Origin of the sequence: Cruoricaptor ignavus (assembly GCF_014961145.1) — a bacterium.
In the GTDB taxonomy this organism is placed as follows: domain Bacteria; phylum Bacteroidota; class Bacteroidia; order Flavobacteriales; family Weeksellaceae; genus Cruoricaptor; species Cruoricaptor ignavus.
The window spans coordinates 1,454,752-1,480,062 of sequence record NZ_CP063145.1 but is presented as its reverse complement, the minus strand read 5'-3'; the positions used below and the strand labels follow the sequence as shown (position 1 = coordinate 1,480,062).

The following is a 25,311-nucleotide window of genomic DNA, read 5'->3' as shown; positions in this document are numbered from 1 at the left end:
TCTTAATCTTCAATAAATTTCAGCAGTGCGGAAATTTCTTTTTCGGAAACGGTTTCCTTCTCGGATTTATCATAAATCGCCAAAAGATAAACCGAGTTTTTAGAAATTGCCACATAAGCAATTACCCTTCCACCGCCACTTTTACCTTTGTTTTTTGAAGAGATTTTCATTCTGAGTTTTCGGCACTGATTCCCAATGGCAACGCCAATTAGCGGATCAGTTTCCAATTCAGTAAGCAATTCATCGTAATCTCTTTTGATTGATGAATACATTTTTGACAACGCCTTTAGCTGCTTGTCGAACGGTGGAATTGTAAATATTTCAAAGCTCATCCAGAAGCTCTCTTGCAGGTTTCGCCTCCATTTTGCCTTTCTTCACAAGGTTCAGATTGTGCACGGCTTCCCGTATGTCTTTCAGAAGTTCAGGCTCATCCTGCTCGGCAACTTCCGCTTTTTTCACAAACTTCAGGCTGCGCAGAACTTCCAGTGCGAAACTTTCTTTATTATCCGGGATTTCTACCAAAATCGTCATCGCCTCAAATTTTGAACATTAAACATTTAACCTTAAACGCTTACCCAAACAGCCTTTGCCACTGAAACGCCCACAGCATCAGGGCTACAGCGATGAGGGCCATCACCACCCAAGGCATTCTCAGGTGGGTGTTGGTTTTGAATTTCTTGTTTACGATGGTCATCAGCGCTACGGCAATCACCATCGCTGTGGGATGCTCTACATAGGTGTGGCGAAGCACCGGGTCTTTCATCAGCATTCCGGATTCTCTTGCCGCTTTGAAGCCGTCTGAAAAGAAGAGCAGCAATACCAGGCCGATGAGCGCCTGAATGTGGAACAGAATCATCGTGGCAAGGGTAGACTTTTGCAGGAATTTGCTAATTCTGCCGCTGTAGCCAAACATTGCCATTGCAAGTGCTACGAGAAAAACCGCCGTTGCCAGCAGGACGAGGTAAGCGAAGCCACGGTGGGCGTTAAGCATTAGATTAAAATCCATAATTGTTTGTTTTGAGCAAAGATAAAAAAATCCCGGCTGTGGGGCCGGGAAAATAAAAATAATAAGTGTGTTTTTAGAACATATACTTAATACCGAAGTTTGCACTCCAGGTGGTAAATCTTGAACTTACCGGCCTATAAGGTGTTGTCACTAAATCTTTCCCATCCATAAGCATTTGGAATGTTGGATCTGCGACGGCTTCTCTCTCAACTTTTTTCAGCACGCTGCGTCCGTTTGAGAGAACTCTGTCTTGTATTCCCCAATCAGAATTTAACATATTCCCAAAGTTTACAATATCAAGGGAAATCTGCAGTTTATGGCCTTTATCCAGCATATCCCGGAAAAGATCCTGAGATATTCTTAAGTCTACCCTATTTAGCCAAGGCAGAAGGCCTGCATTACGGGGCACAAAGGAACCTCTGTATTTGTCCAGCTTATTATCGACGATATATTTCTCGAAAGCATCTCTCTGCTGTTGAGCAGTATAAAGGACATTCCCTTTGTTATCAGTAATTGGCGCAAACTTCATATCCGCTGTATTCTGTGGTATATAAAGCAGGTCATATGCAATATTATCACCGTTTATATCTCCACTATAATAGTATGAGAAGCGCCCTTGGTTGGAGCCATTATAATATGCACCAATAGTAGTTCCCCAAGGCATATTGTAGCTGATGTTCGCAGTTACCCGGTGAGGGATAGCAAAATCTGAGGTGCTGAGAATCTGCTCATTAGGGTTGTTTATTGATGGAAGGCCTTGCCAAGCAGATCCAGCCGCGGAACCTGGGTTGCTAGTAACATCTTTTGCTTCAGAATAGGTGTAGGAAGCAGAGCCAGATAATCCATGCCAAGGGCGAATGTTAAAGCCGCCGGTCACTGAAAACGCATGCCCCTTCTCATTGGTATTGGTCAATACCGTTACATTATTGGCACCAATTGCCGGATTTACCTGATATACAGCAGTCTGTCCCTTAGGAGCTGCAGGATAAAACTCTCTCGGCAGATTGGTCATACTAACACCGGACGGCTTCCTGTTCGGATTGTACTGAAACACCGCATTTACATCTTTTGTGTAAAGAATATCAGTAGTGAATGTAACGGGAGTGTTTGGTATTTTGTAATCAATTCCTAAACTTGATCTCCATACAGCAGGCATTTTGAATTTATCATCCACGGTAGCAATTGTACCAGGAGCCCCGCCACTTGGCGAAGATATAAATGGCGTTACCTTTTCACCTTTAGGGTTGGTATAATACACAGGATTATTTACATAATAATAAATATCCTCCGGATGGAAGCGGATCTGGCCAATCCAAGGTGCGGCAGATTCATAGGACGGCTCTATGGTGTTCTGCAATACCCCTGCGTTTGTAGGCATATTCGTTAGCCATACGAACGGGATTCTTCCATAGAATATACCTGTTCCACCTCTGAAAATTAGCGAGCGGTCACCAAGCGCGTCAAAGTTAAATCCAAACCTTGGGGACAGCTGAACTTTCTGATCCGGCCATTTGGAAGAGTAGTAATTCCTCTGATTTCCATCCTGGTCTACGAACTGCAGCGCATCAATAGCAGGGTTAGCAGTTAAATCATTAAGATAAAACGGAAGTTCTGCGCGAAGACCTATTGTGAAATTAAAGCGGTCAGTTACAGAAAACTTATCCTGCACATAGAGGGATCCCAATCCGAAATTTACTCTCGCATATGTTTCCTGACCAGCATATGGATAAGTTAAACCGAAATTAATTGGGGCAACTTCGTCCGGTGTACCGGTTTTTAGAAAATCTTCTACAGAATTATATCTGTAATAGCCCGTTCCCATACGGGTATAGGAATTACCAAATTTCTGGATTTCATAGGCTATACCCCCGGTAATGGCGTGCTTGCCTGCGTTATAAGTGATGTTGTTAATAAAGGAATAATTATCATTAACCACATCATTCAAATAAGAGAACAGCTCTGTCCCGAAAGAAATATAGTTACCCCCACCCTTCCAGATGTCAACAAACGGGAACAGCTGGCCACTCGGAGTACTTCTTGTGTCCTGAATTTTCGAGTAAGTGAATAAGAATTTATTCGAAAATCTATTACTAAAAGTTGAATTCAGCTCCGCAGTTACCGATTGAACTTCGTTTGTAAAAGAGTAATTACCGTTCTCAAAAGTCATTGCATTTTCGCTTACCCTATTCCAGGAAGACCTCGGCTGAGGGCCGGAGCTGCCGTTGGCAACCTGCATGGATTCGCCTTTTAGATAATTGTACCGTACCGCAAGCTTATGCTGAGGGTTGATATTCCAATCAATTCTGGCTAAGAACTTGTTACCGTGCTGTTCCGCTTCATCAGCATACCCCTGATACCTACCCGGATCGTAGTTCCATCTGTTAATCAAGTGATTGCGTACAGCAATAAGGTCAGACTCAAGAACTCTCGTCGTATTCGTAGCAGTGTTAGCGACGCCATCCTGAGAAGCTTTCCAAAGATTTGCACCGCTAGCATTTGCTCCGGTGGATTTTTCCATCTCGCCGCTTACGAAGAAGAACAATTTGTTCTTTAAAATCGGCCCGCCAAATGTAAGACCGTTGATCGTTTTTGCCCCCCTTAATTTTGTGATCTCCTCACCGTTAATCTTCCAGCCGTTTAGATCTTTCCCGTTATAGTAGCCGTATAATGATCCGTGAAACTTATTCGTTCCAGATTTCGTTACAGCATTAATACCGGCGCCGGTAAAACCGGACTGTGTAACATCAAATGGGGCGATGTTTACGGTAATTTCCTCTATGGCGTCCAAAGAAATTGGCTGGGAACCACCACCTGGCAGCGGATTGGTACTAAGACCGAAGCCGTTATTAAAGTTCGCCCCGTCGATCTGCAAATTGTTGTAGCGCGCATCCCGACCCGCAAATGATGTACCGTTAGCCTGTGGGGTCAGCTTTGTAAAATCTGTAATACTCCTATTAATTTGTGGAAGTTCCTGAATGGTTTTCTGCCCCACATTGGTTGCAGCACCGGTTCTGTTGATGTTTGTCTTGGACCGCGTCCCGGTGATTGCCACTTCCCTAAGGATAGTAGTTTTCACAGCACCATCATTGTTGGCGGCAGCGCTTGTATTTAGCACGAATGGAACGCCAAGTTCCAGATAAATATCATCATAAACTTCAGGCGCTTCACCTGCTTTTGTAATCTCCACGCGGTAAGGGCCGCCCACACGCATATTCGGGAGCGTAAAGCCACCGGCATTGTCCGCCGTACCGGTGTACACCGTTCCGGAAGGAAGGTGCGTAGCCGTTACCGTAGCGCCGGAAGCCTGAGCCACCACACCCTGGATGCTCGAAGTCGTAACCTGAGCGTGCACCGTGCCATAGCCAGCAAAGGCGATGGCAGCTATGAGCACTGATTTTTTCACTGTATTCATTCCTTTATATATTTTTGGTTCTTTACAGAAAATTTATGCAAAAATGTGATTTATTTAAATCTTGTTTATTAACTTAATGTTAACTTTTAGCAATCTAAATTAAATAAGTTTCATAAATTGCTGAAAATCAGCAGTTTAAAATTTATATGATAAAAATCATAATTCAGAATATCGCAAAAAAAGCGGAAATTGTAAGATTCCCGCATTTTCCTATTTCACTGCCTTCAGGCTTATGTCGATATTTCTCGCCGAGTGTGTGAGGGCGCCCGCCGAAATATAATCCACGCCGGTTTCTGCCACGGCGTGCAGCACATCCCTCGTAATGCCACCACTTGCTTCTGTTTCCGTTCTGCGGCCCACTATTTCCACGGCTTCCCGCATCATCGGTATCGGCATATTATCCAGCATTATCCTGTCCACGCCGGTTTCCAGCGCTTCCCGCACTTCATCAAGGTTCCGCGTTTCTACTTCTATCTTCAGGTCTAAATTGTTTTTCGCCAGGTATTCCCTGCACATTTTCACGGCGTTCGTTATGCTGCCGTTGTAATCTATGTGGTTGTCCTTCAGCATCACCATATCATAAAGGCCAAACCTGTGGTTCGTGCCGCCGCCTATTGCTACCGCCCATTTTTCGCAAACGCGGAAGTTCGGCGTGGTTTTCCGCGTGTCAAGAAGCTTAGCCTTCGTGCCGAGAAGCCGCGAATTCCAGTCGTGCGTCAGCGTAGCTATGCCGCTCATCCGCTGCATACAGTTCAGCACCAGCCTTTCCGTTTGCAGGATGCTCCGTGCGCTGCCTTTCACGATGAAGCCAATATCACCGGCTTTCGCAGCATCGCCATCCCTCATCAAGATTTCCAGGCTAAGGTCAGCGTCAAAGGTTTTGAAGATGATCTCCGCCAGCTCAATTCCGGCAAGGATGCAATCTTCCTTGATGAGGAGTTTCGCGCTCTGCCCCATCCCTTCAGGAATCGTGGAAAGCGTGGAGAAATCTCCAGGCCCGAGATCTTCCTTCAGGGCATTTTGTACAAATTCCCGCAGCGCCTCTTCTGTCGCATACGGTGGTCGGGTACCTATCATTTTGTTTACTTTTTTTAAAGATTTACAACGATGCCAAGCGCCCCGTGGCTCCCAATCTCTGCAAAAGCACCGAATTTATCATTGAAAAAATATCTTCCGCCAATGTGAGCGCCCACGCCAAAATTTCCACCGGCAATGCCTAAATCCAGCCCAGGATAAACATCCCATTTCTCCGGCAAATTCAGCGCATCCTGAAGGTGTGCGTTCGCCCTTGCAAAAAGGAAATACTGCCGCACTTTGCCGCTCTGGTTGCCGTTGTTCAGGTACAGGTGCAGCCCAGCACCCAGGCTCAGCATATTGGTAAGGCCATAGTCGTAGTTTACCGACAGGCCTGCACCGTAGCCGTACACATTGGCACCGCCCTGAACAGTATGAGATTGCTGGCCCTCCCAAGCCTGCGCATGCACGAAATTTCCGACAAACAATAATGCAGCGCCAAGCAAAAATTTCTTCATTTTCTCTGATTTTGTGTAAATTTCCAAAAAATATGGCAAACCGCCAACTTTGAATTGTTTTAAAAACTGAAAACTTTGGGAAATATTGTGAAAATCACCGGGCTGAATCTTGATATTTTTTGGAAAAACCCAAGGGCGAATTTTGAAATTATCGAAAATGAATTCGCTGAGGTTCAAACGGATGTAATTCTTCTGCCGGAAATGTTTTCCACCGGTTTCTGTATGGATGCCGCCGAAATTGCTGATAGTTCCGGCGAAACTTTAGCCTGGATGAAAGCCTTGGCGAAGGAGAAAAATGCGGCAGTTGCAGGCAGCGCTTCCGTAAAGGAAAACGGGAAGTTTTTCAACCGCTTCTACTTCGTAAAGCCCGATGGCTGCGCGGATTTTTATGATAAACGCCACCTATTTTCCTATTCCGGCGAAGATGAAATTTACCAAGCGGGAACTAAACGGAACATTGTGGAATTTCGCGGCATACGCTTTCTGCTGCAGGTTTGCTACGATTTGCGCTTTCCCGTTTTTTCCAGAAACCGCGATGATTATGAGGCGATGCTCTTCGTTGCCAATTGGCCGCAAAATAGGGTGGATGCGTGGCGCAGTTTGCTGAAAGCCAGGGCGATAGAAAATTTAGCCTTCGTTTTTGGCCTGAACAGAATTGGGACGGATGGCAACCAGCTTTTCTACGAAGAAAGTTCGCACGCGTTTTTTGCCGACGGCTCGGAAATTTCCGAAAAATCCGGAAACCTCATCACCGCCAATTTCGGTTTAGCTGAATTGCAGAAATTCCGTGAGAAATTCCACTTCCTTCAAGACCGCGACGATTTTGAACTTGTTTTCTAAGGACGGAATTTCAAGTCCCTTCTTTCTCAATCACTTAATCAGCGAAACGGTTCAGCAGTTCTGTCAGCGTATTCACATCGTGCACACCGCTTGCTTTCCACAGCTGCTCGCCGTTTTTGAAAATCGCCAAAGTAGGCACACCTCTCACGCCGTTCTGCGCAGCAATCGAGGGATATTGGTCGATGTCGATTTTCACGATCCGCGCTTTTTCGCCCACATTTTCCTTCACGCTGTTCAAAACGCTCGACTGCACTTTGCACGGCTGGCACCAGGTAGCAAAAAAATCAATAAGGACGGGACGCTCCGAGTGGATAAGTTCCTGAAATTTCTGTGACATAAAAAATTGGATTAAAGCTCCTGAATAATGAGAAATAGATTCTTTTCCTGAATCCCAACCACCTCGTGCTGCACATTTACAGGAATTTCGTAGACATCCGCCTCGCCGAAGCGTAGCTCCTGCCCTTCAATCAGGAAATTGATCTCACCCTTCAGTACAATGAGCGTTGCCGGCACCGGGGTTTGATGCTTTTTCATCACCGCACCCTCACCTAAAGCCACAACAAACTGACGGCTTTTGGGGGAATTTTTGATTTTGAAAATATTTGCTTTTTCAGCGCTGAACTCTATATTCTCTAAAATATTCATAATCAAACAGTTTTGAGTTTAGTTTCTTTAATTTTGTTAAAACCCCCGTCAATTTCCGTGAAATTCCGGATGCCTTTCGCGTTCAGTATGCTTGCCGCCACCATACTTCTGTAGCCGCCCGCACAATGCAGGTAGAAGTGCTCATCATCTGAAATCTGCGGAGACCATTCCGCAATTTCCGCCAAAGGGAAGCTTTGCGCATTCACCAAGTGGCCGGCAGAAAACTCCGCGCATTTCCGCACATCCACAATTTTTGAATCCGGCGAGATTTCCTGCGCCATTTCATCGGCAGAAATTCTGCGCACCGCATCGGTTTCCCTCCCGGCATTTTTCCACGAAGCAAAACCGCCGTCCAAATAGCCTACCACATTATCGAAGCCCACCCTTGCAAGCCTTGTGATCGCTTCTTCTTCGGTGCCCGGCTCGCAAACCAAGAGCAAAGGCTGCTGCACATCTACAATCATCGCGCCAACCCACGGTGCAAAATCGCCCTTCAGGCCGATGTTTACCGAATTGGGAATGAAGGCTTTGTGGAATTCCGCTGCACTTCTTGTGTCCAGAATTACGGCGCCGGTTTGCTCAGCCGCCATTTCAAAATCTTCCGCGGAAAGCGGCTTCAGGCCTTGCTGCATCACGCTTTCGAAACTTTCGTAGCCACCCTTGTTCATCGCCACATTCATCCCGAAATATTTCGGCGGCGCACCCAGCCCATCCAGCACAGCCTTCACGAAAGACTCTTTATCAGGCTGGTTCAGCGCGTAATTCGTGCGCTTCTGATTGCCAAGGGTATCCACCGTTTCTTTCTGCATATTTTTTCCGCAGGCAGAGCCAGCGCCATGAGCTGGATAAACCGTGATATCATCGGGCAGCGGCAGAATTTTTTCCGTCAAGCTTTCGTACAGCATTCCGGCAAGTTCTTCCTGCGTCATATTCGCTGATTTCTGCGCTAAATCAGGGCGGCCTACATCACCCAAAAACAAGGTATCGCCGGAGAAAATCGCGATTTCTTTTCCGCTTTCATCCAGCAGAAGGTAGGTGGTGCTTTCCAGTGTGTGCCCCGGTGTGTGAAGCGCCTTTATCTTCACATCGCCAATTTCAAAGAGCTGCCCATCTTCAGCGATGATGGCTTCAAAGCTTGGCTCGGCAGTTGGCCCATACACAATGGGTGCGCCGGTTTTCTGGCTTAAATCCAAATGGCCGGAAACAAAATCTGCGTGGAAGTGTGTTTCAAAAATGTACTTCAGCGTAACGCCGTCGTTATCCAGACGCTGAAGGTAAGGCGCTATTTCGCGCAAGGGATCTATGATGGCTGCTTCGTTTCCGGAGACGATATAATAGGCACCCTGCGCTAAGCATCCGGTGTAGATTTGTTCGATTTTCACTTTAGTTGTCATTAACAAATTAAGAAATTACCAGATTAAGAAATTAGGAAATTCAGCGAGAAAATTTCATAATGGCTCAATTTCTCAATGCCTTAATTTTTATTAGAAAATATTTAATATCTCAGCATTTTTCTCGCCGAGCTTTACTTTTTCGCCCACGGTTTTTCCCTGAACGCCTGCGAAAACAGGTGCGTCCGAAGAAATGCCGATGAGTTTCTTCCCGTTAAAATCCACCGCAGGAATTGCAGCGCCTAAGAACACAATCATCTCGCCCAAATCTACGATGCTGCCTTCTTCTACCGTTGTAAATTCCTGGTTTTCAAAAGATTTTAGGATTGCCAGATTCTCATTTGCTTTCGCCAGCACATCCTCCATCCCGTACTGCTGCTGCTTTAGCTCATCCTGGTGAGAGAGGTCTTCTGGGTCTATCGTATCATCTTCATCCAAATCCGCAGCGTTGTCCAGCTCGTCCGTTCGTTTCGCCAGGCGCTGTACCATCTGCTGCTGCTCGTCCATCAGTGCCTGCATTATGTCCTTTCTCGTCATCACAAAAATATTTTACTCAAAATTAACAAAAAATAAACCAATGTTTGAAATGCGCAGGTTTCGCCAAAAAAAATTAACTTTAGCCCTTAATTCTGAACGAAAAAGATGGCGGACAAACAGAAATTTATCAACGAACTTAGTGCAAGATACACGGCAAAAGGCGACAGCATAGTGCTGGGAAAGGGCATCCTGAACGGAGAGGTGGTGCCGGAAGTTTCGGTGGAAATCCCGCTGAAAACCATCAACCGCCACGGCTTGATAGCCGGTGCTACGGGAACCGGAAAAACCAAAACGCTGCAGGTTTTTGTGGAGCAGCTTTCCAAAGCAGGCGTGCCAAGTTTGGTGCTGGATATTAAGGGAGATTTCTCGGGAATAGCCGTGCAAGGCTCTGAAAATGAAATAATTAAGGAAAGATATACTAAAACCGGGCTGCAGTTTTCGCCGCAAAGCTTCCCTGTGGAACTGATGACGATTTCCGGTGAGAAGGGCGTGAAACTTCGGGCTACGGTTACAGAATTCGGGCCTTTGCTTTTGTCCAAAATTTTAGGGCTGAACGAAACGCAGACCAGCATTATGTCCATCGTTTTCAAATATGCTGATGATTACGGCTTGCCGCTTATTGATTTGGAAGATTTGAAAAAAGTGCTGCAGTTCGTCACGGAAAATAAGGAAGGCAAGGCGGAGTTTACCAATAATTACGGCGCGATTTCGCCGGCTTCTCTCGGTGCCATCCGCAGAAACATCGTGGCTTTGGAGCAGCAGGGCGCCACGAAATTTTTCGGCGAGCCAAGCTTTGATGTGCAGGATTTTCTTCGCCAAAAAAACGGAAAAGGCGTGGTAAACATCCTTCGCGTAGCCAACATCCAAAGCCAGCCACAGCTGTTCTCCACCTTTATGCTGTCGCTGTTTGCGGAAATTTTTATGACATTCCCTGAAGAAGGAGATTCCGGGAAACCGAAGCTCGTGCTCTTCATCGATGAAGCGCACCTCATCTTCAAAGAAGCATCAAAATCTTTGCTAGCGCAGATTGAAACGATGGTGAAGCTCATCCGCTCAAAAGGTGTGGGCATCTACTTCATCACGCAGATTCCGGGCGATGTTCCGGAAAATGTGCTTTCGCAGCTTGGGCTGAAAATTCAGCACGCTTTGCGCGGCTTCACAGCGAAGGACAAAAAGGAAATCACGAAGGCTGTGGAAAATTATCCGATTACGGAATATTACGATGCAGCGCAGCTCATCCAGAATTTGGGAATTGGCGAAGCCTTCGTCACCGCTTTGGATGAAAAGGGCATCCCAACGCCTTTGGTGGATACCTACCTGCTTTCGCCGGAATCCAGGATGGATGTGCTTACAGATGAGGAGGTTACGGCGCTTACATCTCAATCCGAACTCGTGAAAAAATACGAAAACCCGGTGGATAAAGTTTCGGCCTACGAAATGCTGACGCACAGAATGGAAGAGGCCGCGCAACAACAAGTGCCGCCAACCTACAATACGCCTACGCAACGCACTGTAAATCAGCGCACAAGCTCTAAACAGGAAGCGTCAGTTTTCGAGCAAATTCTCAATTCCAGGCAGGGCAGAACCTTCACGAATACTTTGGCGAGAGAGGGTGCGAAAAGCATTTTGGGAATGCTTGGCTTAGGCGGAAGAAAACGGCGCTAAACGATGTATGCCATCATCGATATCGAAAGCAACGGCGGAAAATTTCGGGAGGAGAGCATCATCGAAATTGCCATCTACCGCTTTGACGGTCACGAAGTTACGGACCAGTTCATATCGCTCGTCAATCCGGAAGACGAGATTTCAAAGTATGTGCAGAAGCTGACCGGCATTATGCCAAAAATGGTGAAAACCGCGCCGAAATTTCACGAATTGGCAAGGCGCGTTCTCGAAATTACGGAAGGTGCCACGCTTGTTGGCCACAACATTGAATTCGATTATAGGATGCTTCGCCAAAGTTTCAAACGGCTCGGTTATGAATTCAGAATCAACACTTTAGATACGATTGAGCTTTCGCGGAAACTCATCCCCAACGCTGAAAGTTATTCGCTGGGAAAACTGGTGAAATCGCTGGGAATTCCGCTGACTTCGCAGCACAGGGCTTCTGGCGATGCAAGGGCAACTTTGGAATTGTTTAAACTGCTGATTACCAAAGATATAGACCGAAAAATCATCGAGCAGCAATTCGAAGAAACCAATGCGAAAACTTATACGAACAAAGTAAAAGAGCTGACGCAGGATTTGCCGGCGGACAAAGGAATTATTTTTTTTCAGAACGCATCTGGCGAGATACTCCGCTGCGACTATTCTGAAAATATAAACCGCTCGGCTAAACGGATGTTCAACTCAAAATCTGCAAGGGTGCGCGCTCTGCAAGAAAATACTCGGCAGGTTAATTACGAGCTTACGGGTACCCCGGTAATTGCGGGGCTGATGATAAAAAATTTGGGCATCTCACGAAGGAACCGATATTCTCACGGTCTCTTTTTTACTGAAAATCAGTTTATTATATCAGATCTTAATACTGAAAACCGAAGAGATGCTATTCTTAAATTTAAAACTTACAGCCAGGCGAAAAAGGTACTACAATACCTATCTTCAGAGCTGCAACTTACTGATTTAGAGTCTTTAAACCAAAAAATTAATTTTCCTGAAAGAAATTTTCTTCTCATATCCTCGGGCAGGAAGATTGGCGAAAAATCTTTTCTTTTTATTGAGAAAGGCAGGCTGCGAGGCTATGGTTTCTTTGAAATCAACACCCAAATCAACACTTTAGAAAAAATTCACCAGAGTATGGTAAATGCCAAACCAGATTCTGACACCCTTAACGAACTAAAAATCAGCCTGTTACGCGGAGACTATAGAGTCCAGGAATTTACTCAAGATTAGCGGCGTTTGTTTTTTAGCCGTGCTGATCTTATTAGCCGCTTGTTGCGTTCAACCTTTCTTCTGATTATTTCCTGCGGATCTTTATTCTTCACTGTCTGGGTATTGAATACAAGGATGGGAAAGATGATTCCTATGGCGAGGGCGAGCATTATAAGCGAAGCGCGGAGGCCATCGCTCAAAATTTCGAGATAGGTCTGAATCTGCGCAGAATTCACATCCTCACTTACAAATTTCAGCAGGCCGATGATGAACTGATAACCAAGCTTGCCGGGAATCATATTGGTAATTGCCGGCACCGTAAAAACTATCGGCGGGGTGTGCACACGATGTGCGAAATACAACCCTGATATCCCAATCACTGAGGCTCCGGCAAGCGATGCTGCGATGATGTTGTCCGATACGAATTGTAAAAAAAAATTCCTAACCGTAAAGCCTGCTGCTCCCAGGACTGCGACCACCCAAAGCGCGCGCTTCGGAGTGCTGAAAAGTACCGCAAAGCCTACCGCCACGCAGATTGCCAAAAATATTTCCTTAAAGAATTCCTGTCCCATTTCCAAATAATAAAAGTGCCACGCTGAACCCCAGGGCTACGGCTGCCACCATCATCATCGCCATCGCGAGCTTTGCCCAGCCGGAAACCACCTGGCCGGAGATGAGATCCAGGCAGCCATTGGTGAGAGGCACGCCGGGTATCAGCCACAGTACGCTCGCGGTAAGCGCACCGTCGAACCGGGTTGAAAATATCAGGGAGAACAGCTCCACGAGGCCTGCCGAAACTGCCGCGCCGATGAACCAAGCCACATGCATATTAAACTTTTTCCTAAGAACTATGCCGCGCACCGCATACCCGAGTGCCGCGGCAATAAAGCCTGCAGCCATCTGCCCGATGCCGCCGCCGAAGAGCCCCGTAAGCCCCGCCGTGGCAAGCGCGACGCCTGTTAGTTTCGCCCACTCTGGGTATCCGTTCAGCCTGGAGATATGCGTAAGTTTTTCCTGAATTTCTGCAGGAGTCATTTTTTTTTGAGCCACATCCCAGCTAAGAATGCTGATTTCCGAAACGATGCCGTAATTTACATGGTAGCCCTTTATGCTTTTTACTACCGTCTGTCTCCTGCCACTTTTTTTGTGCAAGATGCTGAAAATCAATGCGGAATGAGAAAAGAAAAATTCCGCCTCGCAGCCCATACCACCCGCCATCCGGTGCAGGTTTCTTGCCGTCCTTGTGGCATTGGCCCCGTTGGAAACGAGCAGATTACCAGTCTCCGAAAGGATTTCGCAAATTTGGGATAATTGATTTTGTTCCGGCATATCGGCAAATTTAAGAAAGAGTACTCATCTATTCAAATCTGCCATTTTGTCTTATTTCTTTATCTTTGCAGCCCAGTTCTTGAGAGTTTTTGTTTAATACAAAAGCATCAACAACTAGCAAACGGAACTTTTTACCAAATTAACTTTAAACCTTGACCCTTAAACTTTGAACCAAAGTAGTGGAACAGAAATATATAGACGAAACCAAGCAGGGCGAAGCCTTTGCGATTGCGGAAAGGCCGGAGAATACGAAGAAGCTCTTCCTGGAAAGCTACGGCTGCCAGATGAATTTTTCGGATTCGGAAATCGTGGCTTCCATCCTAAATGAGCAGGGCTACAACACAACGCTGGTGCCGGAGGAAGCAGATTTAATCTTGCTGAACACCTGCTCAATCCGCGAAAAAGCGGAGCAGACCGTGCGCAAAAGACTGTCGCAGTTTAAGAACCAGAAACAGCAAAACCCACGGCTGAAGGTAGGCGTTTTAGGATGTATGGCAGAGCGCCTGAAAACGAAGTTTTTAGAGGAAGAACAACTGGTGGACATCGTGGTAGGCCCCGATGCTTACAGGGATCTGCCCAATCTTCTGAAGGAAACGGAGGACGGCAGAGATGCGATAAATGTGATACTTTCCAAGGAGGAAACCTATGCGGACATTAATCCCGTTCGCTTGGGTGGAAACGGCGTGACAGCCTTTGTGACGATTACTAGAGGCTGCGATAATATGTGCACATTCTGCGTGGTGCCCTTCACCAGAGGCCGCGAAAGAAGCAGGGATCCGCACTCCATCATCAAGGAATGCCGCGAACTTTGGGAGAATGGCTACAAGGAGGTGACGCTGCTTGGCCAGAATGTGGACTCGTATCTTTGGTATGGCGGCGGACCGAAGAAGGATTTCGCCAAGGCATCCGAAATGCAGAAGGCTACAGCGGTAGATTTTGCACAACTGCTTGATATGGTGGCAGTTGCCGTGCCAGAAATGCGGATAAGATTTTCCACATCCAATCCGCAGGATATGAGCCTGAGCGTTTTCCGGACGATGGCGAAGCACAAGAACATCTGCCGCTATGTACACCTACCGGTGCAGAGCGGCAGCGACAGAATTCTGCAGCTGATGAACCGGCAGCACACAAGGCAGGAGTATATAGACCTGATAAAAGCGGCGCGCGAAATAGTGCCAGATGTTGCCTTTTCGCAGGATATGATTGTGGGCTTCTGCACGGAAACAGAAGCAGACCACCAGGATACACTTTCGCTGATGCGCGAAGTGGAGTACGATTACGGCTATATGTTCGCGTACTCGGAGCGCCCTGGAACGCCAGCTCACAAAAAGATGGCGGACGATGTGCCGCCTGAAACCAAAAAGCATAGGCTGCAGGAAGTAATAGATTTGCAGGGGGAGCTTTCGCGGAAGCGAATGCAGAGCTATGTGGGCAGGGTGCACGAAATTCTGATAGAAGGCACTTCCAAAAGAGATGAAAATCAATGGAAGGGCAGGAATTCCCAAAATGCGGTTTGCGTTTTCGACAAACTTCCCGGCCAAAACATCGGCGATACGGTGCAAGTTTTCGTGTACGACAATACCCAGGGAACGCTGAAAGGCAGAACGGTGGAGGAATGATTGGCTTCAGAGAAATTTACGATAAACTTTTCCCGCAATATCTTACTGAAGCACAAGGTGTTGCGGAAGATTTTTCATTGCTGAAGGATGCGGAGGTTTCGGCGGAGAATTTCAGTTTTTATACTTCGGTGTCGTCGGTTTTTTCGTCAAAAATTGAGGGTGAGGAAATGGAGCTGGATTCTTTCCTGAAACATAAAAATCAGTTGGCGGAGTTTCAGCCCGATTTCACCAAAAAAGTGGACGACCTGTTTGATGCGTATCTTTTTGCGCAGCAGAATTCATTAACCAAAGAAAATATTTTCGAAGCGCATAAAATTTTGTCAAGGAATATTCTGGCGAAAAATCAGCAGGGAAAAATTCGCACCGGCAATATGTTCGTGATGACGGAGGATGGGAAAATAGAGTATGTGGCGGCAAATCCTGAGGCTTTGGAAAATGAAATGAAATCGTTTGTTGATGAGGTTAAAGATTTGATTTGTGAAGAGTTAACGATTAATGAAACTTTATTTTTCGCATCGCTAATTCATCTGACCTTTGTGAAAATCCACCCGATGAACGATGGCAACGGAAGGCTTGCACGGCTTCTGGAAAAGTGGTTTCTTGCGGAGAAACTTGGCGAAAAAGCCTGGCTCATCCAAAGTGAAAAATTTTATTATCGACATCATAATTTATATTACCAAAACCTTCGGAAGCTTGGGCTGGAATTCGATTTTCTGGATTTCGGGAAGGCATTGGATTTTCTGCTGATGCTTCCTAATAGTTTGAAAATCAAGCAATAAAACAAAATTTAACACAAAAAATCTATGGCAGATTTACAACCAATAAAAAACCGCTTCGGCATCATCGGAAATTATCCTGCGCTTAACAGAGCGCTGGAAAAGGCAATCCAGGTGGCGCCTACAGACATCACCGTGCTGGTCATCGGTGAATCGGGAACCGGGAAGGAGTTCATCCCGAAAATCATCCATTCCGAATCGCGAAGAAAACATCAGCCGTACATCGTGGTAAACTGTGGCGCAATCCCGGAAGGCACGATAGATTCGGAGCTTTTCGGTCACGAAAAAGGTGCGTTTACTGGTGCTACTTCCACAAGGAAAGGTTATTTCGAAGTGGCAGACGGTGGCACAATTTTCCTCGATGAGGTGGGCGAACTGCCTTTGCAGACGCAGGTTCGCTTGCTTCGCGTTTTGGAAAGCGGCGAGTTTATGAAGGTGGGCTCTTCCCAAGTTCAGAAAACGGATGTACGCATCGTGGCGGCTACGAATGTGAATATGCTGAGGGCTATTCAGGATGGCAGATTCCGCGAAGACCTTTACTACAGGCTGAATACGGTGCAAATTGATATGCCGCCGCTTCGCGAAAGAAAGGGCGACATCCACCTGCTGTTCCGGAAATTTGCGATAGATTTTGCCGAGAAATACCGGATGCCGGAGCTCAGCCTGTCTCAGGATGCGGTGCAATATCTGGAGGGCTACGCTTTCCCGGGAAATGTGCGGCAGCTAAGAAACCTGGTGGAGCAGATGACCGTAGTGGAGCAGAACCGCGAAATCAGCGGGCAGAAGCTGGCGGAGTACATACCGATGCAGGAGAATCTGCCGGCAGTTGTGCAGAAAAATTCTTCGGCTGGCAGCGATTTCAGCAGCGAAAGGGAGCTGATGTACAAAATCCTTTTCGATATGCGGAACGACATTAATGATTTAAAAACCTTAACTTCGGAGCTGATAAAAAACCGCGGTAACGCAGCGCTTACAAACCACGAGCAAAGCCTGATAAACCGCATCTACACGCAGGAGACGAATCCTGGTTCGCTGCTGTATTTTGAAAATCAGGCGGTGACGAACCCTGTGATTTCGGCGGAAGCACCGGAATATCAGGATGTGGAAGATGTGGAAATTGAAGAGGAAAAGCCGGAAACGCTGTCACTGCAAAACAATGAAAAAGAGCTGATAATGAAGGCTTTAGAAAAGCACAAAGGCCGCAGAAACCGTGCAGCGGATGAGCTTGGTATTTCGCAGCGCACGCTGTACCGGAAGATAAAGCAGTATGATTTAGAAAAGTAAATGCTGATGGCTATAAAATTCAGGCTGAAAAATTGCTTTTCACAAATTGCATTATTCGCAATATTTTTGCTGAATTCTTGCTATAGTTTCACGGGCTCTTCGCTGAGTCCGGAAGTGAAAACAATTTTAGTTCGGGACTTTGTAAACACGGCTTCTCTGGTCAATCCAAATTTGGCGCAGCAGTTTTCTACCGACATCCAAAACCGATTTTATCAGCGCACAACTTTGAAGGGTGCAACGGTTCAGCCGGACCTTTTAATCGAAGGTGAGATTACGGATTATGTGATTTCGCCGACAACGATTTCAAGCGGAATTGAAACGCAGGGCGGTATAATTCAAGCGGCGCAAAACAAGCTAACTATCACAGTTAAAGTGCATTACGAGAATAAAATTAATCCGGAAAAAGGCTTCGACAGAACTTATTCCGATGAAGCGGTTTTCAGTTCAGACCTGGACATCAATCAGATTGAAGCTTCACAGGTGAAGATAGTGAATGAGCGGATTATCAATAAAATTTTTAACGATATCATCGCAGATTGGTAATGATAAATTCAAGAATTTTGCAATTGGCGAAAAACCCGAAAAGCATCACATCGGATGATTTGCCAATTTTAGAAAATGCCATTGAAAAATTTCCTTATGCACAAAGTTTTAGGGCTTTGTATTTGATTGGTATTCAGAGTTTTAACTCAGTAAATTATACTGAAGAACTTTCTAAAACTGCGGCTTTTACCACGGATAAAAAACTGCTTTACCGCCTCATAAGAAAACACAGACAAACTAAGGAGCGCCCATCAATACCGGAAACTATTTCTGACAACCGGGATGTAGAAAGCTTCCGCCTGGTGCCGGCAAAGGAAGCTGCTGGAACAACTCCGGATTTTAGTTTTAATGAAATACCGGAACTTATTCAGGAAGAAAAGCTGAAGCCCGTGTATGTGAATGGTGAGCTGAACAGAATACTGTTTGAGGGCGAGGAAGATTTCATGAATCAGCCGGCGGTGGAAATCGATTTGGAATCTACCAAGGAGTCCGGGGTGATTGTTTTGGCGAATAGCGATACTGGAGAATTTGCCCAACCGCAAAATCAGGAAAAAATCTTGGAGCAAAAACTTTTAAAAAATGAACCCGCTGAAAACGGTTTAAACACTGAAATTCAGCAATTTGAAGGAGCAAAAGGAGATCAGGAAATTATGGATGAAGAAAATCTTCATAGCCGGAAAACTCTGGAGGAAACTTCAGCAAATACTCGGGAGACTAAACAGGCCAGGCATTCTGCGCAGACAAGTTTTAAAAGCGAGGAGAATTTTTTCCCTGAAATAAACCTGAAAGCCGGCGGAAATCATATACAGATGCCACCTCCGCAGCAACTTAGCAGGCACGATGCAGAGATGCGCGCACTGATCGCTTCTGTAGAAGCAAAAATGCAGGCAAAAAAACTTGAAAAGCAAGCTGGCAGCTCACACAAAATCGAAACGGATGCAGCCAGTGAGGAGCCTGATGCGAATATCAGCCAGGAGACGAACTTCAGCGAAAGCAGCCGGACACAGCACGAAAACGAACAAGCGGGGGAAAGAGTTGAAAACACAAACGAAAGCAATGTCCCTATTTTCATAGACACCTGGAAAAACTGGCTGAAACTGGGAATAGCAGCTGCGAAAGAAACTTCCGCCGAGCCCGCAGAAAACCTTTCAAAAACAGGTCCTATATCTGATGCAAAAGCTTCCGCGATTGACCGCTTCATCGAAACTGAGCCAAAAATCTCCCGCCTGAATGAGGATAGCAGCTTCGTAGCGAGGGAAAGGGGCAGCGATATTTCCCACCTGATGACGGAAACCCTTGCCAATCTCTACGCTGAACAGAAGCTGTATGCAAAGGCCATAAAGGCATTTACGCTGCTAAAGGACAAATATCCTGCAAGGGAGGATTATTTTGAGGCTAAGATCAACGAAATCAAGGAATTGCGGGGGCGTGTTTAGGCATTGGTTTCATCTTCCTCCGCAGCCTTCTGTCTTTTAATTTTTTCGCAAAGTTTTATAAAATCCACTTCTACCTCCGCCTGGTTTTTGGGTAATTTTCTCGAAACCCAGAAAAGCATCGAGGAAGATACTCCAAAAGCCTCAAGAAACAATGCCTTGTTCAGCCGGTAAGTTTCGCGCAGGAGCCGCTTTGCACGGTTGCGGTCTACTGCCTTTTTCAGAAATTTTTTCGATACGGAAACCCCTACTTTCGGCATCTTACCTCCTTCATCGGGCAGAACAATCACGCGGAGGCTGCCGCCCGTATGCCATTTTCCCTCGCGGAACAGCCTGTCTATTCCGCTTTTCCCCTTCAGTTTCTCACTGCGTTTGTAGCCGCGGTCTGTCATTTCCTTAAGTGGTTAATGACTTCAGCAGCGGCGTACAGCCCGAAGATGGCAGGAATAAAGCTGATGGTGCCATAGTACGATTTTTTGAAATTTTCGCCGTCAGTCATTTTCAGCGCATCTTCCTGCTGAAGTTCGGTGGAAAATACGCATCGAAAGCCTTTATTAATCCCATCTCTTCGCAGCCTCTTTCGTACCTGCTTCGCGAGGTAGCAGTCTCTGGTTTTGGATATATCGCGCACCATCACCTTGCTCGGGTCGCTTTTCCCGCCGGCGCCCATCGCACTTACGATCTTCAGTTTGCGCTGCCTTGCCGCCTTTATCAGCGCGATTTTCGGCGAGAGGCTGTCGATGCAATCTAATATATAATCGAAATTTTCCGAATCCAGAAGCTCGTGCATTTTTTCTGGAATAAGGAACTCATTGATTGTCTGCAGCTTAAGTTCCGGATTGATGTCCATTAGCCGTTCTGCTACTACTTCCACTTTCGGTTTTCCCACGGTGCTTTGCAGCGCAGGAAGTTGCCGGTTAATGTTTGTAATATCCACAGAATCTCCGTCTGCAATTGACATTTTCCCGATGCCCGCTCTCGCTAAAAATTCCGCGGCGAAAGAGCCCACGCCGCCAAGGCCAACCACTAAAACATTGGCAGCATTCAGCTTCTGCAAGCCATCCTGCTTCACGAGAAGTTCCGTTCTTTCCTGCCAATTTTGTTTCATTTTTTTAATTTTGATAAATTCTCAACGATTTGCTCGTTTATTTGAAATACCGTCATTTGCTTAATTTCCGCTGCTTTGCTGTAAATTTCTTCAATTTCAATTTCGGAATCATCGGTTTCCAGGAAAAATCTGTCGGGAGAAATTTCGCGGAAAATTTCCTGCAAAGATACACTGCGCAAAAGCTCTGCGCCAAAGGAAAGATAAAATCCGGCGCCTAGCAGCGCGCGTGCGGTTTCAGATTTTTTATTAAAACCGTGTACGATGAGCGGCACCTGCGCGTTTCCGCAGAGCCTTATAAGGTCCTGATGCCGCCGCACACAGTGGATTATGAGCGGCTTGCGGAGGCTTTCTGCGAGCTCAAGATGCTTTAAAAATACTTCGTCCTGAAGGCTATGGGGCGCGGCGGCGCGGGAATCCAGGCCGCATTCTCCAATCGCTATACAGCGGCTGCTGAGGACTTTACGGTTGATTTCCTCAAATTTTTGCTGCCAATTTTCCGTAATGTCCATCGGGTGAATTCCGGCGGAAAACCATCTTTGCGCGGGAGGCTCATCCATAACGAGATTGTAAATACCGCCGGAGAGTTCTTTTTTATGATGGTGAAAATCGAAGTATTGCACATTCAAAAGTATGGAAAATATTGATCGGCTTGTTAAACATTTGTTTATTAGTTAAAAAAAGTTAAATTTACCGCAGAAAATTTTGCGGTTTAATGAGTAAGAAATTTACTGACAAGCAGATACACATCCTCGATGTGGCAGAGGAGCTCATCGCAAAAAAGGGTTTTAAAGGCACCTCCGTTCGGGAAATTTCCTCTAAGGCAAATGTGAATGTAGCGATGATCTCCTATTACTTTGGCTCCAAGGAGAAGATGCTCGCCTACCTGTACCAGTACCGCGTGCAGCGCGCCCGTGCGAACCTCTCTGAGTTTGCGCAGACCATCATCGATGGGAAGCCGGAGATGCAGATGAAGGAAATTATAAAGTTCGTGGTGAACCAGATGTTCCACTACAGCTATTTCCACGGCTTCGTTCGGCAGGAATTCCAGCACGACGAGGTGATAAAGGATGACTTGCTGGAATTCTACCACAGGGTGACGACCTACATAGATGCCATCGTGAAAAAGGGCGTGGCTACAGGCGTTTTCCACTATGCGCCAAAGTCTGAGGATATACTGGTGACCATTATCGGGGCGGCGCTGTTTGCCATCCGCAATGAAAATTTCTATAAAAAATACATCCCCGATAACGATAGCGAGACCTACCTGCAAAAGGCTCAGGCGAAGGTGCTGAGCAGCTCTTACCAGAATATCTTCTCGCTGCTTGGCTATCAGCCGGAAGCCGATCCTCGTTAAAAAATCATAAAAGTGCCTGCCGGGAAACCATCAATTGAAAAATTGGTATTTTTGCCGACTGAATGGCCGCGTTGGTCAAAATTTTATGAAAAAGATTCTCTATATCCTCAGCATAGCGGCATTGCTGGCTTCCTGCAAAAACCAGTACGACGCCGCGATGAAAAGCACAGACAAAGATGTAATCCTCTCTGCGGCGAATGATATGTACTCCAAGAAAAAATGGAAGGAGGCACTGGCGCTCTACGAGCGTGCGGCAAAGCTGGTAGCCGGTACTGATGAGCTGCAGGAGGTGCTTTTTAAAACCGCCTATGCCGAGTACTACGATAAAAATTACAAGCTCGCGGCCAGCCATTTTAAAAGATATGCCGCCACCTTCCCCAATGACGAGCGGGCGGAGGAAGCGGCCTATATGGCAGCGCTGAACTACTACCAGGGCTCCCTGCAGTACAACCTAGACCAAACAAGCACGGAATCTGCCATCAATGAAATGCAGAGTTTTCTAAACAGCTATCCCGACTCGGAGAAGGCCAAAAACATCAACGAGCTGATAGAGGAACTTAGCTACAAACTGGAATACAAGGCATACGAAAACGCACGCCAGTTCTTCAAAATGGGAGAATATAAGGCTGCGAACGCCTCTTTTGAAAATATTTTGGACGACTTCCCCGCCACCACCCTGCGCCCAAAAATCTATGATTATATAATGAAGTCCCGCTACGAGCTGGCGATGAACTCCATATACAGCCTTAAGGAGGAACGGATAGAAAACGCGCTCTCCTACGCAAGATTTCTGGAAAAAAATGCTCAAGGCACCGATGCCGCAAAAACCGCAGCCGAGCAGCAGCCGAAACTGCTTGCGGAGAAGGAACGCTTTGCCAAAGTAAAAGCCGATACTGAAAAACACAAAGAAAAACTCGCAGAAAAGCAAAAGGCAGAAGAGGCAAGGGCAAGCGCCAAAAGGCGGAAAAAACTAGCTGAGGAAGGAGAAAACGACCTTCAAAAAAGCCTGCAGCAGACAGACAAAGCAAGGATCGACAGCGCAGAGGCATCCACCCCTGCCCCGGCAATCACGCTACCGGTAAAAAATTAATTCGTAAATTTGCAGACTTTAAATATTCGCTTTAATGAGCACTAAAGTACAGCCGGAAATCAACACGATTACTTACGACAGAGAACAAATTGAGGACAAAGTAGGCTCAATTTATGACGCCATCGTAATTATGGGAAAAAGAGCGGAGCAGATCAACGCTGAAATCCGCAGCGAACTGCATGAAAAACTCGAGGAATTCTCCGTCCAGAATGCTACCCTTGAGGAAGTTTTCGAAAACCGGGAACAGATTGAGATATCCCGCCATTATGAGAAAATGGCAAAACCGACATCCATAGCCATCGCAGAGTGGATGAATGATGAAATCTATTTCCGCAGGACGGATGAGAGAAATTAACAAGACTTTTCTTTGTCAATTTACTGCCGCACTTGTCGCGGCTTTTTTTGTTTTTAAGGAAATGCTTATTTTCGTTTCCACAAAGTTTGAATTTTGAAAGGAAAAAAAATCCTGCTGATAGTCACAGGGGGCATCGCCGCCTATAAATCTGCGCTCATTGTGCGTCTGCTCGTCAAGGCTGGCGCAGAGGTCCGCGTGGTGATGACGGCCGATGCGGCTAATTTCGTCACGCCGCTTACCCTCTCCACACTTTCAAAAAATGATGTCTATCAGGATTTTTTTGGCAGTAATGGCTCTTGGAACAACCATGTGGAACTGGCACTTTGGGCAGATGCCGTCCTGGTAGCGCCCTGCACAGCAAACACGCTCGGGAAGATGGTTCACGGCATTTGCGACAACCTCGCAGTCGCAGTATATCTTTCCGCAAAATGCCCGGTATTCATCGCCCCGGCTATGGATCTGGATATGTACGCGCACCCCTCCACACGGCAGAATCTTGCAGCAGCGGAAGATTTCGGAAACATCATCATCCCTGCTGAGAGCGGCGAACTTGCGAGCGGGCTCACCGGCGAGGGCAGGCTTGCGGAGCCTGAGAATATAATTGGTATTTTGCGGGGGTACTTTGGCAGGACAGCAACATCATTAGGCGGAAAAAAATTTCTGGTGACCGCCGGCCCCACCTACGAGGCTATCGACCCCGTGCGCTTCATCGGGAATCATTCCTCAGGGAAAATGGGATTCGCCCTGGCAGAAGCGGCGGCAGAAAGAGGCGCAGAAGTAGTGCTGATATCCGGACCAACAGCACTTTCCGCATTGCACAGGAATATTATCCTGCATCGGGTGACCACTGCTCGAGAAATGTTCGACAAGGTTTTCCAGTTTTTTGATGATGTAGATGTTGCCATCGCAAGCGCGGCCGTTGCGGATTACCGGCCGAAAGAAACAGCAACCGAAAAAATTAAAAAAAAGGAGGATGAAATGACCCTAGAGCTTGTGAAAAACCCAGACATCCTCCGCACAATGGGCGAGCGCAAGGCGGGGCAGAAACTCGTAGGCTTCGCGCTGGAAACGCAAAACGAGGAAGAGAACGCGATGGGCAAGCTCCGGTCCAAAAACCTGGATATGATAGTCTTGAACTCCCTGCGAAGCGAAGGCGCGGGCTTTCGCAATGATACCAATCACATTAAAATTTTAACGGAAAAAACCACCCGGGAATATTCTTTGAAACCAAAAAAGGGAGTGGCGGCAGACATCCTGGATTTTTTGGAAAACGAAATACTGAATTCATGAGAAAATTAATATTTATCCTGATGGTAATGCTCTCGCAGGCGGCAGGGGCGCAGGAATTACTTGCCAATGTACAGGTAAACTACAGCCAGCTCGGCAGCACGAATCCTCAGGTCTTTAAAACAATGGAGAAAACGCTCCGCGACTTTGTGAACAACACGAGCTGGACGGGGCGAAAACTCCAGAATTTCGAAAAAATAAAATGCAACTTCGCGATACTGCTCACCGGCAGAAACGGCAACCAGTACGCCGGCAGTATCGTGGTGCAGGCCTCCCGCCCGGTGTTCAACACCACTTATGAGAGCCCGTTGCTGAACATCAACGACCAGAAATTTGAATTTGAGTACAACGAAAATGAGAACCTGGCGTTCAACGAGCGTGCCTTTTCTGGGAAGAATATGATAGATGTGGTCGCCTTCTACACCTACCTCATACTTGGCTACGATGCCGACAGTTTCGCGCAGATGGGTGGCCAACCCTGGTTTGAGAAGGCGCTAAAGATTTCACAAAATTCTCAGAATCAGCGCTTTTCCGGATGGTCGCAATCCGAGGGGCCGCGCACACGGGCGAGGCTCATAGAAACCCTGCTGAACCCGGACAGCAACACGATGCGCAATTCCTTCTACTCCTACCACAGAAACGGGATGGACCAGCTCTACCAGCAGGATCAGAACCAGGCAAAGCGCGGCATTTTCAGCTCGCTGATGATGCTGAAACAATACGAGACCAACTTCCAGATGAACTATCCTTTCAACATTTATATGGATACGAAAAAGGATGAGATTTACAATGTTTTCTCAGGGAGAAACACTTCCGGGGTGAATATTTCGGAGCTGCAGGCGCTGCTGAACACGCTCTCCCCGAAAGATTCTGAGAAGTGGAACAAACTGAAGTAGCCG

Annotated in this window: 28 protein-coding genes; 13 read left to right on the top strand and 15 right to left on the bottom strand. The window is 46.6% G+C overall.

Going from position 1 to position 25,311, the window contains the following annotated elements:
• Window positions 1–2: 2 nt before the first annotated feature.
• The 6 genes from IMZ16_RS07200 to IMZ16_RS07175 form a co-directional block, all read right to left on the bottom strand.
• The gene (locus tag IMZ16_RS07200) at window positions 3–332 is read right to left on the bottom strand and encodes a hypothetical protein (protein ID WP_193439479.1); all 330 of its coding nucleotides are present in this window, start codon (window positions 330–332) and stop codon (window positions 3–5) included.
• Window positions 322–531 (bottom strand): hypothetical protein, encoded by a 210-nt coding sequence (locus IMZ16_RS07195; protein ID WP_073179049.1) that lies wholly within the window; start codon window positions 529–531, stop codon window positions 322–324. Before IMZ16_RS07195 ends, IMZ16_RS07200 begins: the two co-directional genes overlap by 11 nt.
• A 40-nt stretch (window positions 532–571) precedes the next feature.
• Window positions 572–1,006, bottom strand: a complete 435-nt coding sequence (locus tag IMZ16_RS07190; protein ID WP_193439478.1) for a hypothetical protein — start codon at window positions 1,004–1,006, stop codon at window positions 572–574.
• A gap of 73 nt (window positions 1,007–1,079) precedes the next feature.
• Window positions 1,080–4,418: a TonB-dependent receptor gene (locus IMZ16_RS07185; RefSeq protein ID WP_193439477.1), complete on the bottom strand. Its 3,339-nt coding sequence runs from the start codon at window positions 4,416–4,418 to the stop codon at window positions 1,080–1,082.
• Between the two features lie 210 nt (window positions 4,419–4,628).
• Window positions 4,629–5,495, bottom strand: a complete 867-nt coding sequence (gene nadC / locus IMZ16_RS07180) for a carboxylating nicotinate-nucleotide diphosphorylase (protein WP_193439476.1) — start codon at window positions 5,493–5,495, stop codon at window positions 4,629–4,631.
• A 14-nt stretch (window positions 5,496–5,509) separates the two neighbouring features.
• Complete coding sequence (locus tag IMZ16_RS07175) at window positions 5,510–5,950, bottom strand: DUF6646 family protein (protein WP_193439475.1); 441 nt, start codon at window positions 5,948–5,950, stop codon at window positions 5,510–5,512.
• 87 nt (window positions 5,951–6,037) lie between these two features.
• Here IMZ16_RS07175 and IMZ16_RS07170 point away from each other — a divergent pair, with 87 nt between their 5' ends.
• Entirely contained in the window at window positions 6,038–6,790 is a 753-nt protein-coding gene (locus IMZ16_RS07170) for an amidohydrolase (protein ID WP_193439474.1), read from the top strand.
• A gap of 34 nt (window positions 6,791–6,824) precedes the next feature.
• Here the strand turns inward: IMZ16_RS07170 and IMZ16_RS07165 are convergent, their stop codons facing one another.
• The 4 genes from IMZ16_RS07165 to IMZ16_RS07150 form a co-directional block, all read right to left on the bottom strand.
• Window positions 6,825–7,127 (bottom strand): thioredoxin family protein, encoded by a 303-nt coding sequence (locus IMZ16_RS07165; RefSeq protein ID WP_193439473.1) that lies wholly within the window; start codon window positions 7,125–7,127, stop codon window positions 6,825–6,827.
• A gap of 11 nt (window positions 7,128–7,138) precedes the next feature.
• The gene (locus IMZ16_RS07160) at window positions 7,139–7,435 is read right to left on the bottom strand and encodes a cupin domain-containing protein (RefSeq protein ID WP_073179038.1); all 297 of its coding nucleotides are present in this window, start codon (window positions 7,433–7,435) and stop codon (window positions 7,139–7,141) included.
• A gap of 2 nt (window positions 7,436–7,437) precedes the next feature.
• Window positions 7,438–8,817: an MBL fold metallo-hydrolase gene (locus IMZ16_RS07155; protein ID WP_193439472.1), complete on the bottom strand. Its 1,380-nt coding sequence runs from the start codon at window positions 8,815–8,817 to the stop codon at window positions 7,438–7,440.
• A gap of 102 nt (window positions 8,818–8,919) precedes the next feature.
• Window positions 8,920–9,363, bottom strand: coding sequence for a hypothetical protein (locus tag IMZ16_RS07150; RefSeq protein WP_193439471.1), 444 nt, complete (start codon window positions 9,361–9,363; stop codon window positions 8,920–8,922).
• A 105-nt stretch (window positions 9,364–9,468) separates the two neighbouring features.
• Here IMZ16_RS07150 and IMZ16_RS07145 point away from each other — a divergent pair, with 105 nt between their 5' ends.
• Together IMZ16_RS07145 and IMZ16_RS07140 are read left to right on the top strand one after the other, a co-directional pair.
• On the top strand, window positions 9,469–11,028 hold the full coding sequence (locus tag IMZ16_RS07145; RefSeq protein ID WP_193439470.1) for a helicase HerA-like domain-containing protein: 1,560 nt from the start codon (window positions 9,469–9,471) through the stop codon (window positions 11,026–11,028).
• Window positions 11,029–11,031: 3 nt separating this feature from the next.
• Window positions 11,032–12,255: a 3'-5' exonuclease gene (locus IMZ16_RS07140; RefSeq protein ID WP_193439469.1), complete on the top strand. Its 1,224-nt coding sequence runs from the start codon at window positions 11,032–11,034 to the stop codon at window positions 12,253–12,255.
• Here the strand turns inward: IMZ16_RS07140 and IMZ16_RS07135 are convergent.
• Together IMZ16_RS07135 and IMZ16_RS07130 are read right to left on the bottom strand one after the other, a co-directional pair.
• Window positions 12,252–12,806: a threonine/serine exporter family protein gene (locus tag IMZ16_RS07135; protein WP_193439468.1), complete on the bottom strand. Its 555-nt coding sequence runs from the start codon at window positions 12,804–12,806 to the stop codon at window positions 12,252–12,254. The two genes, IMZ16_RS07140 and IMZ16_RS07135, sit on opposite strands and share 4 nt — an antisense overlap.
• Complete coding sequence (locus tag IMZ16_RS07130) at window positions 12,787–13,563, bottom strand: threonine/serine exporter family protein (protein WP_193439467.1); 777 nt, start codon at window positions 13,561–13,563, stop codon at window positions 12,787–12,789. The genes IMZ16_RS07135 and IMZ16_RS07130 overlap by 20 nt, the downstream gene beginning before the upstream one ends.
• Window positions 13,564–13,742: 179 nt before the next feature.
• Between IMZ16_RS07130 and miaB the strand changes: the two genes are divergently transcribed.
• The 5 genes from miaB to IMZ16_RS07105 are packed head-to-tail and all read left to right on the top strand — an operon-like array spanning window position 13,743 to window position 19,221.
• Complete coding sequence (miaB, locus tag IMZ16_RS07125) at window positions 13,743–15,182, top strand: tRNA (N6-isopentenyl adenosine(37)-C2)-methylthiotransferase MiaB (protein WP_193439466.1); 1,440 nt, start codon at window positions 13,743–13,745, stop codon at window positions 15,180–15,182.
• Window positions 15,179–15,961, top strand: coding sequence for a Fic family protein (locus IMZ16_RS07120; RefSeq protein ID WP_193439465.1), 783 nt, complete (start codon window positions 15,179–15,181; stop codon window positions 15,959–15,961). The genes miaB and IMZ16_RS07120 overlap by 4 nt, the downstream gene beginning before the upstream one ends.
• A 24-nt stretch (window positions 15,962–15,985) precedes the next feature.
• Window positions 15,986–17,242 carry a sigma-54 interaction domain-containing protein gene (locus IMZ16_RS07115; RefSeq protein WP_193439464.1) on the top strand — a complete coding sequence of 419 codons (1,257 nt, stop codon included), beginning with the start codon at window positions 15,986–15,988 and terminating at the stop codon, window positions 17,240–17,242.
• Window positions 17,243–17,248: 6 nt separating this feature from the next.
• Window positions 17,249–17,785, top strand: a complete 537-nt coding sequence (gene lptE / locus IMZ16_RS07110) for an LPS assembly lipoprotein LptE (RefSeq protein WP_193439463.1) — start codon at window positions 17,249–17,251, stop codon at window positions 17,783–17,785.
• Window positions 17,785–19,221 (top strand): hypothetical protein, encoded by a 1,437-nt coding sequence (locus IMZ16_RS07105; RefSeq protein ID WP_193439462.1) that lies wholly within the window; start codon window positions 17,785–17,787, stop codon window positions 19,219–19,221. Before lptE ends, IMZ16_RS07105 begins: the two co-directional genes overlap by 1 nt.
• On the opposite strand, the gene rnpA is transcribed toward IMZ16_RS07105, so the two are convergent.
• From rnpA to IMZ16_RS07090, 3 genes are read right to left on the bottom strand one after another with little or no spacing between them, the layout of a single operon-like run.
• Entirely contained in the window at window positions 19,218–19,610 is a 393-nt protein-coding gene (gene rnpA / locus IMZ16_RS07100) for a ribonuclease P protein component (RefSeq protein ID WP_073179020.1), read from the bottom strand. The two genes, IMZ16_RS07105 and rnpA, sit on opposite strands and share 4 nt — an antisense overlap.
• Window positions 19,607–20,326, bottom strand: coding sequence for a tRNA threonylcarbamoyladenosine dehydratase (locus IMZ16_RS07095; protein ID WP_193439461.1), 720 nt, complete (start codon window positions 20,324–20,326; stop codon window positions 19,607–19,609). Before IMZ16_RS07095 ends, rnpA begins: the two co-directional genes overlap by 4 nt.
• Complete coding sequence (locus IMZ16_RS07090) at window positions 20,323–20,946, bottom strand: TatD family hydrolase (RefSeq protein ID WP_193439460.1); 624 nt, start codon at window positions 20,944–20,946, stop codon at window positions 20,323–20,325. Before IMZ16_RS07090 ends, IMZ16_RS07095 begins: the two co-directional genes overlap by 4 nt.
• 92 nt (window positions 20,947–21,038) lie before the next feature.
• Between IMZ16_RS07090 and IMZ16_RS07085 the strand changes: the two genes are divergently transcribed.
• The 5 genes from IMZ16_RS07085 (at window position 21,039) to porD (ending at window position 25,308) form a co-directional block, all read left to right on the top strand.
• Window positions 21,039–21,680 (top strand): TetR/AcrR family transcriptional regulator, encoded by a 642-nt coding sequence (locus IMZ16_RS07085; RefSeq protein WP_073179017.1) that lies wholly within the window; start codon window positions 21,039–21,041, stop codon window positions 21,678–21,680.
• 85 nt (window positions 21,681–21,765) lie between these two features.
• Window positions 21,766–22,770 (top strand): outer membrane protein assembly factor BamD, encoded by a 1,005-nt coding sequence (locus IMZ16_RS07080; protein ID WP_193439459.1) that lies wholly within the window; start codon window positions 21,766–21,768, stop codon window positions 22,768–22,770.
• A gap of 34 nt (window positions 22,771–22,804) precedes the next feature.
• Complete coding sequence (locus tag IMZ16_RS07075; RefSeq protein ID WP_193439458.1) at window positions 22,805–23,125, top strand: DNA-directed RNA polymerase subunit omega; 321 nt, start codon at window positions 22,805–22,807, stop codon at window positions 23,123–23,125.
• A 90-nt stretch (window positions 23,126–23,215) separates the two neighbouring features.
• Window positions 23,216–24,415: a bifunctional phosphopantothenoylcysteine decarboxylase/phosphopantothenate--cysteine ligase CoaBC gene (gene coaBC / locus IMZ16_RS07070; protein WP_193440824.1), complete on the top strand. Its 1,200-nt coding sequence runs from the start codon at window positions 23,216–23,218 to the stop codon at window positions 24,413–24,415.
• Entirely contained in the window at window positions 24,412–25,308 is an 897-nt protein-coding gene (porD, locus tag IMZ16_RS07065; protein WP_193439457.1) for a type IX secretion system protein PorD, read from the top strand. The genes coaBC and porD overlap by 4 nt, the downstream gene beginning before the upstream one ends.
• Window positions 25,309–25,311: the final 3 nt, after the last annotated feature.

What these genes read in the sequence shown, in the direction of transcription:
- IMZ16_RS07185 (WP_193439477.1), bottom strand. Translation starts at nt 4,418, where the DNA reads ATGAATACAGTGAAAAAATCAGTGCTCATAGCTGCCATCGCCTTTGCT.
- rnpA (WP_073179020.1), bottom strand. Translation starts at nt 19,610, where the DNA reads ATGACAGACCGCGGCTACAAACGCAGTGAGAAACTGAAGGGGAAAAGC.
- IMZ16_RS07160 (WP_073179038.1), bottom strand. Translation starts at nt 7,435, where the DNA reads ATGAATATTTTAGAGAATATAGAGTTCAGCGCTGAAAAAGCAAATATT.
- IMZ16_RS07135 (WP_193439468.1), bottom strand. Translation starts at nt 12,806, where the DNA reads ATGGGACAGGAATTCTTTAAGGAAATATTTTTGGCAATCTGCGTGGCG.
- lptE (WP_193439463.1), top strand. Translation starts at nt 17,249, where the DNA reads ATGGCTATAAAATTCAGGCTGAAAAATTGCTTTTCACAAATTGCATTA.
- IMZ16_RS07080 (WP_193439459.1), top strand. Translation starts at nt 21,766, where the DNA reads ATGAAAAAGATTCTCTATATCCTCAGCATAGCGGCATTGCTGGCTTCC.
- IMZ16_RS07105 (WP_193439462.1), top strand. Translation starts at nt 17,785, where the DNA reads ATGATAAATTCAAGAATTTTGCAATTGGCGAAAAACCCGAAAAGCATC.
- porD (WP_193439457.1), top strand. Translation starts at nt 24,412, where the DNA reads ATGAGAAAATTAATATTTATCCTGATGGTAATGCTCTCGCAGGCGGCA.
- IMZ16_RS07145 (WP_193439470.1), top strand. Translation starts at nt 9,469, where the DNA reads ATGGCGGACAAACAGAAATTTATCAACGAACTTAGTGCAAGATACACG.
- IMZ16_RS07190 (WP_193439478.1), bottom strand. Translation starts at nt 1,006, where the DNA reads ATGGATTTTAATCTAATGCTTAACGCCCACCGTGGCTTCGCTTACCTC.
- IMZ16_RS07200 (WP_193439479.1), bottom strand. Translation starts at nt 332, where the DNA reads ATGAGCTTTGAAATATTTACAATTCCACCGTTCGACAAGCAGCTAAAG.
- nadC (WP_193439476.1), bottom strand. Translation starts at nt 5,495, where the DNA reads ATGATAGGTACCCGACCACCGTATGCGACAGAAGAGGCGCTGCGGGAA.
- IMZ16_RS07150 (WP_193439471.1), bottom strand. Translation starts at nt 9,363, where the DNA reads ATGACGAGAAAGGACATAATGCAGGCACTGATGGACGAGCAGCAGCAG.
- IMZ16_RS07095 (WP_193439461.1), bottom strand. Translation starts at nt 20,326, where the DNA reads ATGAAACAAAATTGGCAGGAAAGAACGGAACTTCTCGTGAAGCAGGAT.
- IMZ16_RS07140 (WP_193439469.1), top strand. Translation starts at nt 11,032, where the DNA reads ATGTATGCCATCATCGATATCGAAAGCAACGGCGGAAAATTTCGGGAG.
- IMZ16_RS07195 (WP_073179049.1), bottom strand. Translation starts at nt 531, where the DNA reads ATGACGATTTTGGTAGAAATCCCGGATAATAAAGAAAGTTTCGCACTG.
- IMZ16_RS07165 (WP_193439473.1), bottom strand. Translation starts at nt 7,127, where the DNA reads ATGTCACAGAAATTTCAGGAACTTATCCACTCGGAGCGTCCCGTCCTT.
- IMZ16_RS07130 (WP_193439467.1), bottom strand. Translation starts at nt 13,563, where the DNA reads ATGCCGGAACAAAATCAATTATCCCAAATTTGCGAAATCCTTTCGGAG.
- IMZ16_RS07075 (WP_193439458.1), top strand. Translation starts at nt 22,805, where the DNA reads ATGAGCACTAAAGTACAGCCGGAAATCAACACGATTACTTACGACAGA.
- IMZ16_RS07115 (WP_193439464.1), top strand. Translation starts at nt 15,986, where the DNA reads ATGGCAGATTTACAACCAATAAAAAACCGCTTCGGCATCATCGGAAAT.
- IMZ16_RS07085 (WP_073179017.1), top strand. Translation starts at nt 21,039, where the DNA reads ATGAGTAAGAAATTTACTGACAAGCAGATACACATCCTCGATGTGGCA.
- IMZ16_RS07120 (WP_193439465.1), top strand. Translation starts at nt 15,179, where the DNA reads ATGATTGGCTTCAGAGAAATTTACGATAAACTTTTCCCGCAATATCTT.
- IMZ16_RS07175 (WP_193439475.1), bottom strand. Translation starts at nt 5,950, where the DNA reads ATGAAGAAATTTTTGCTTGGCGCTGCATTATTGTTTGTCGGAAATTTC.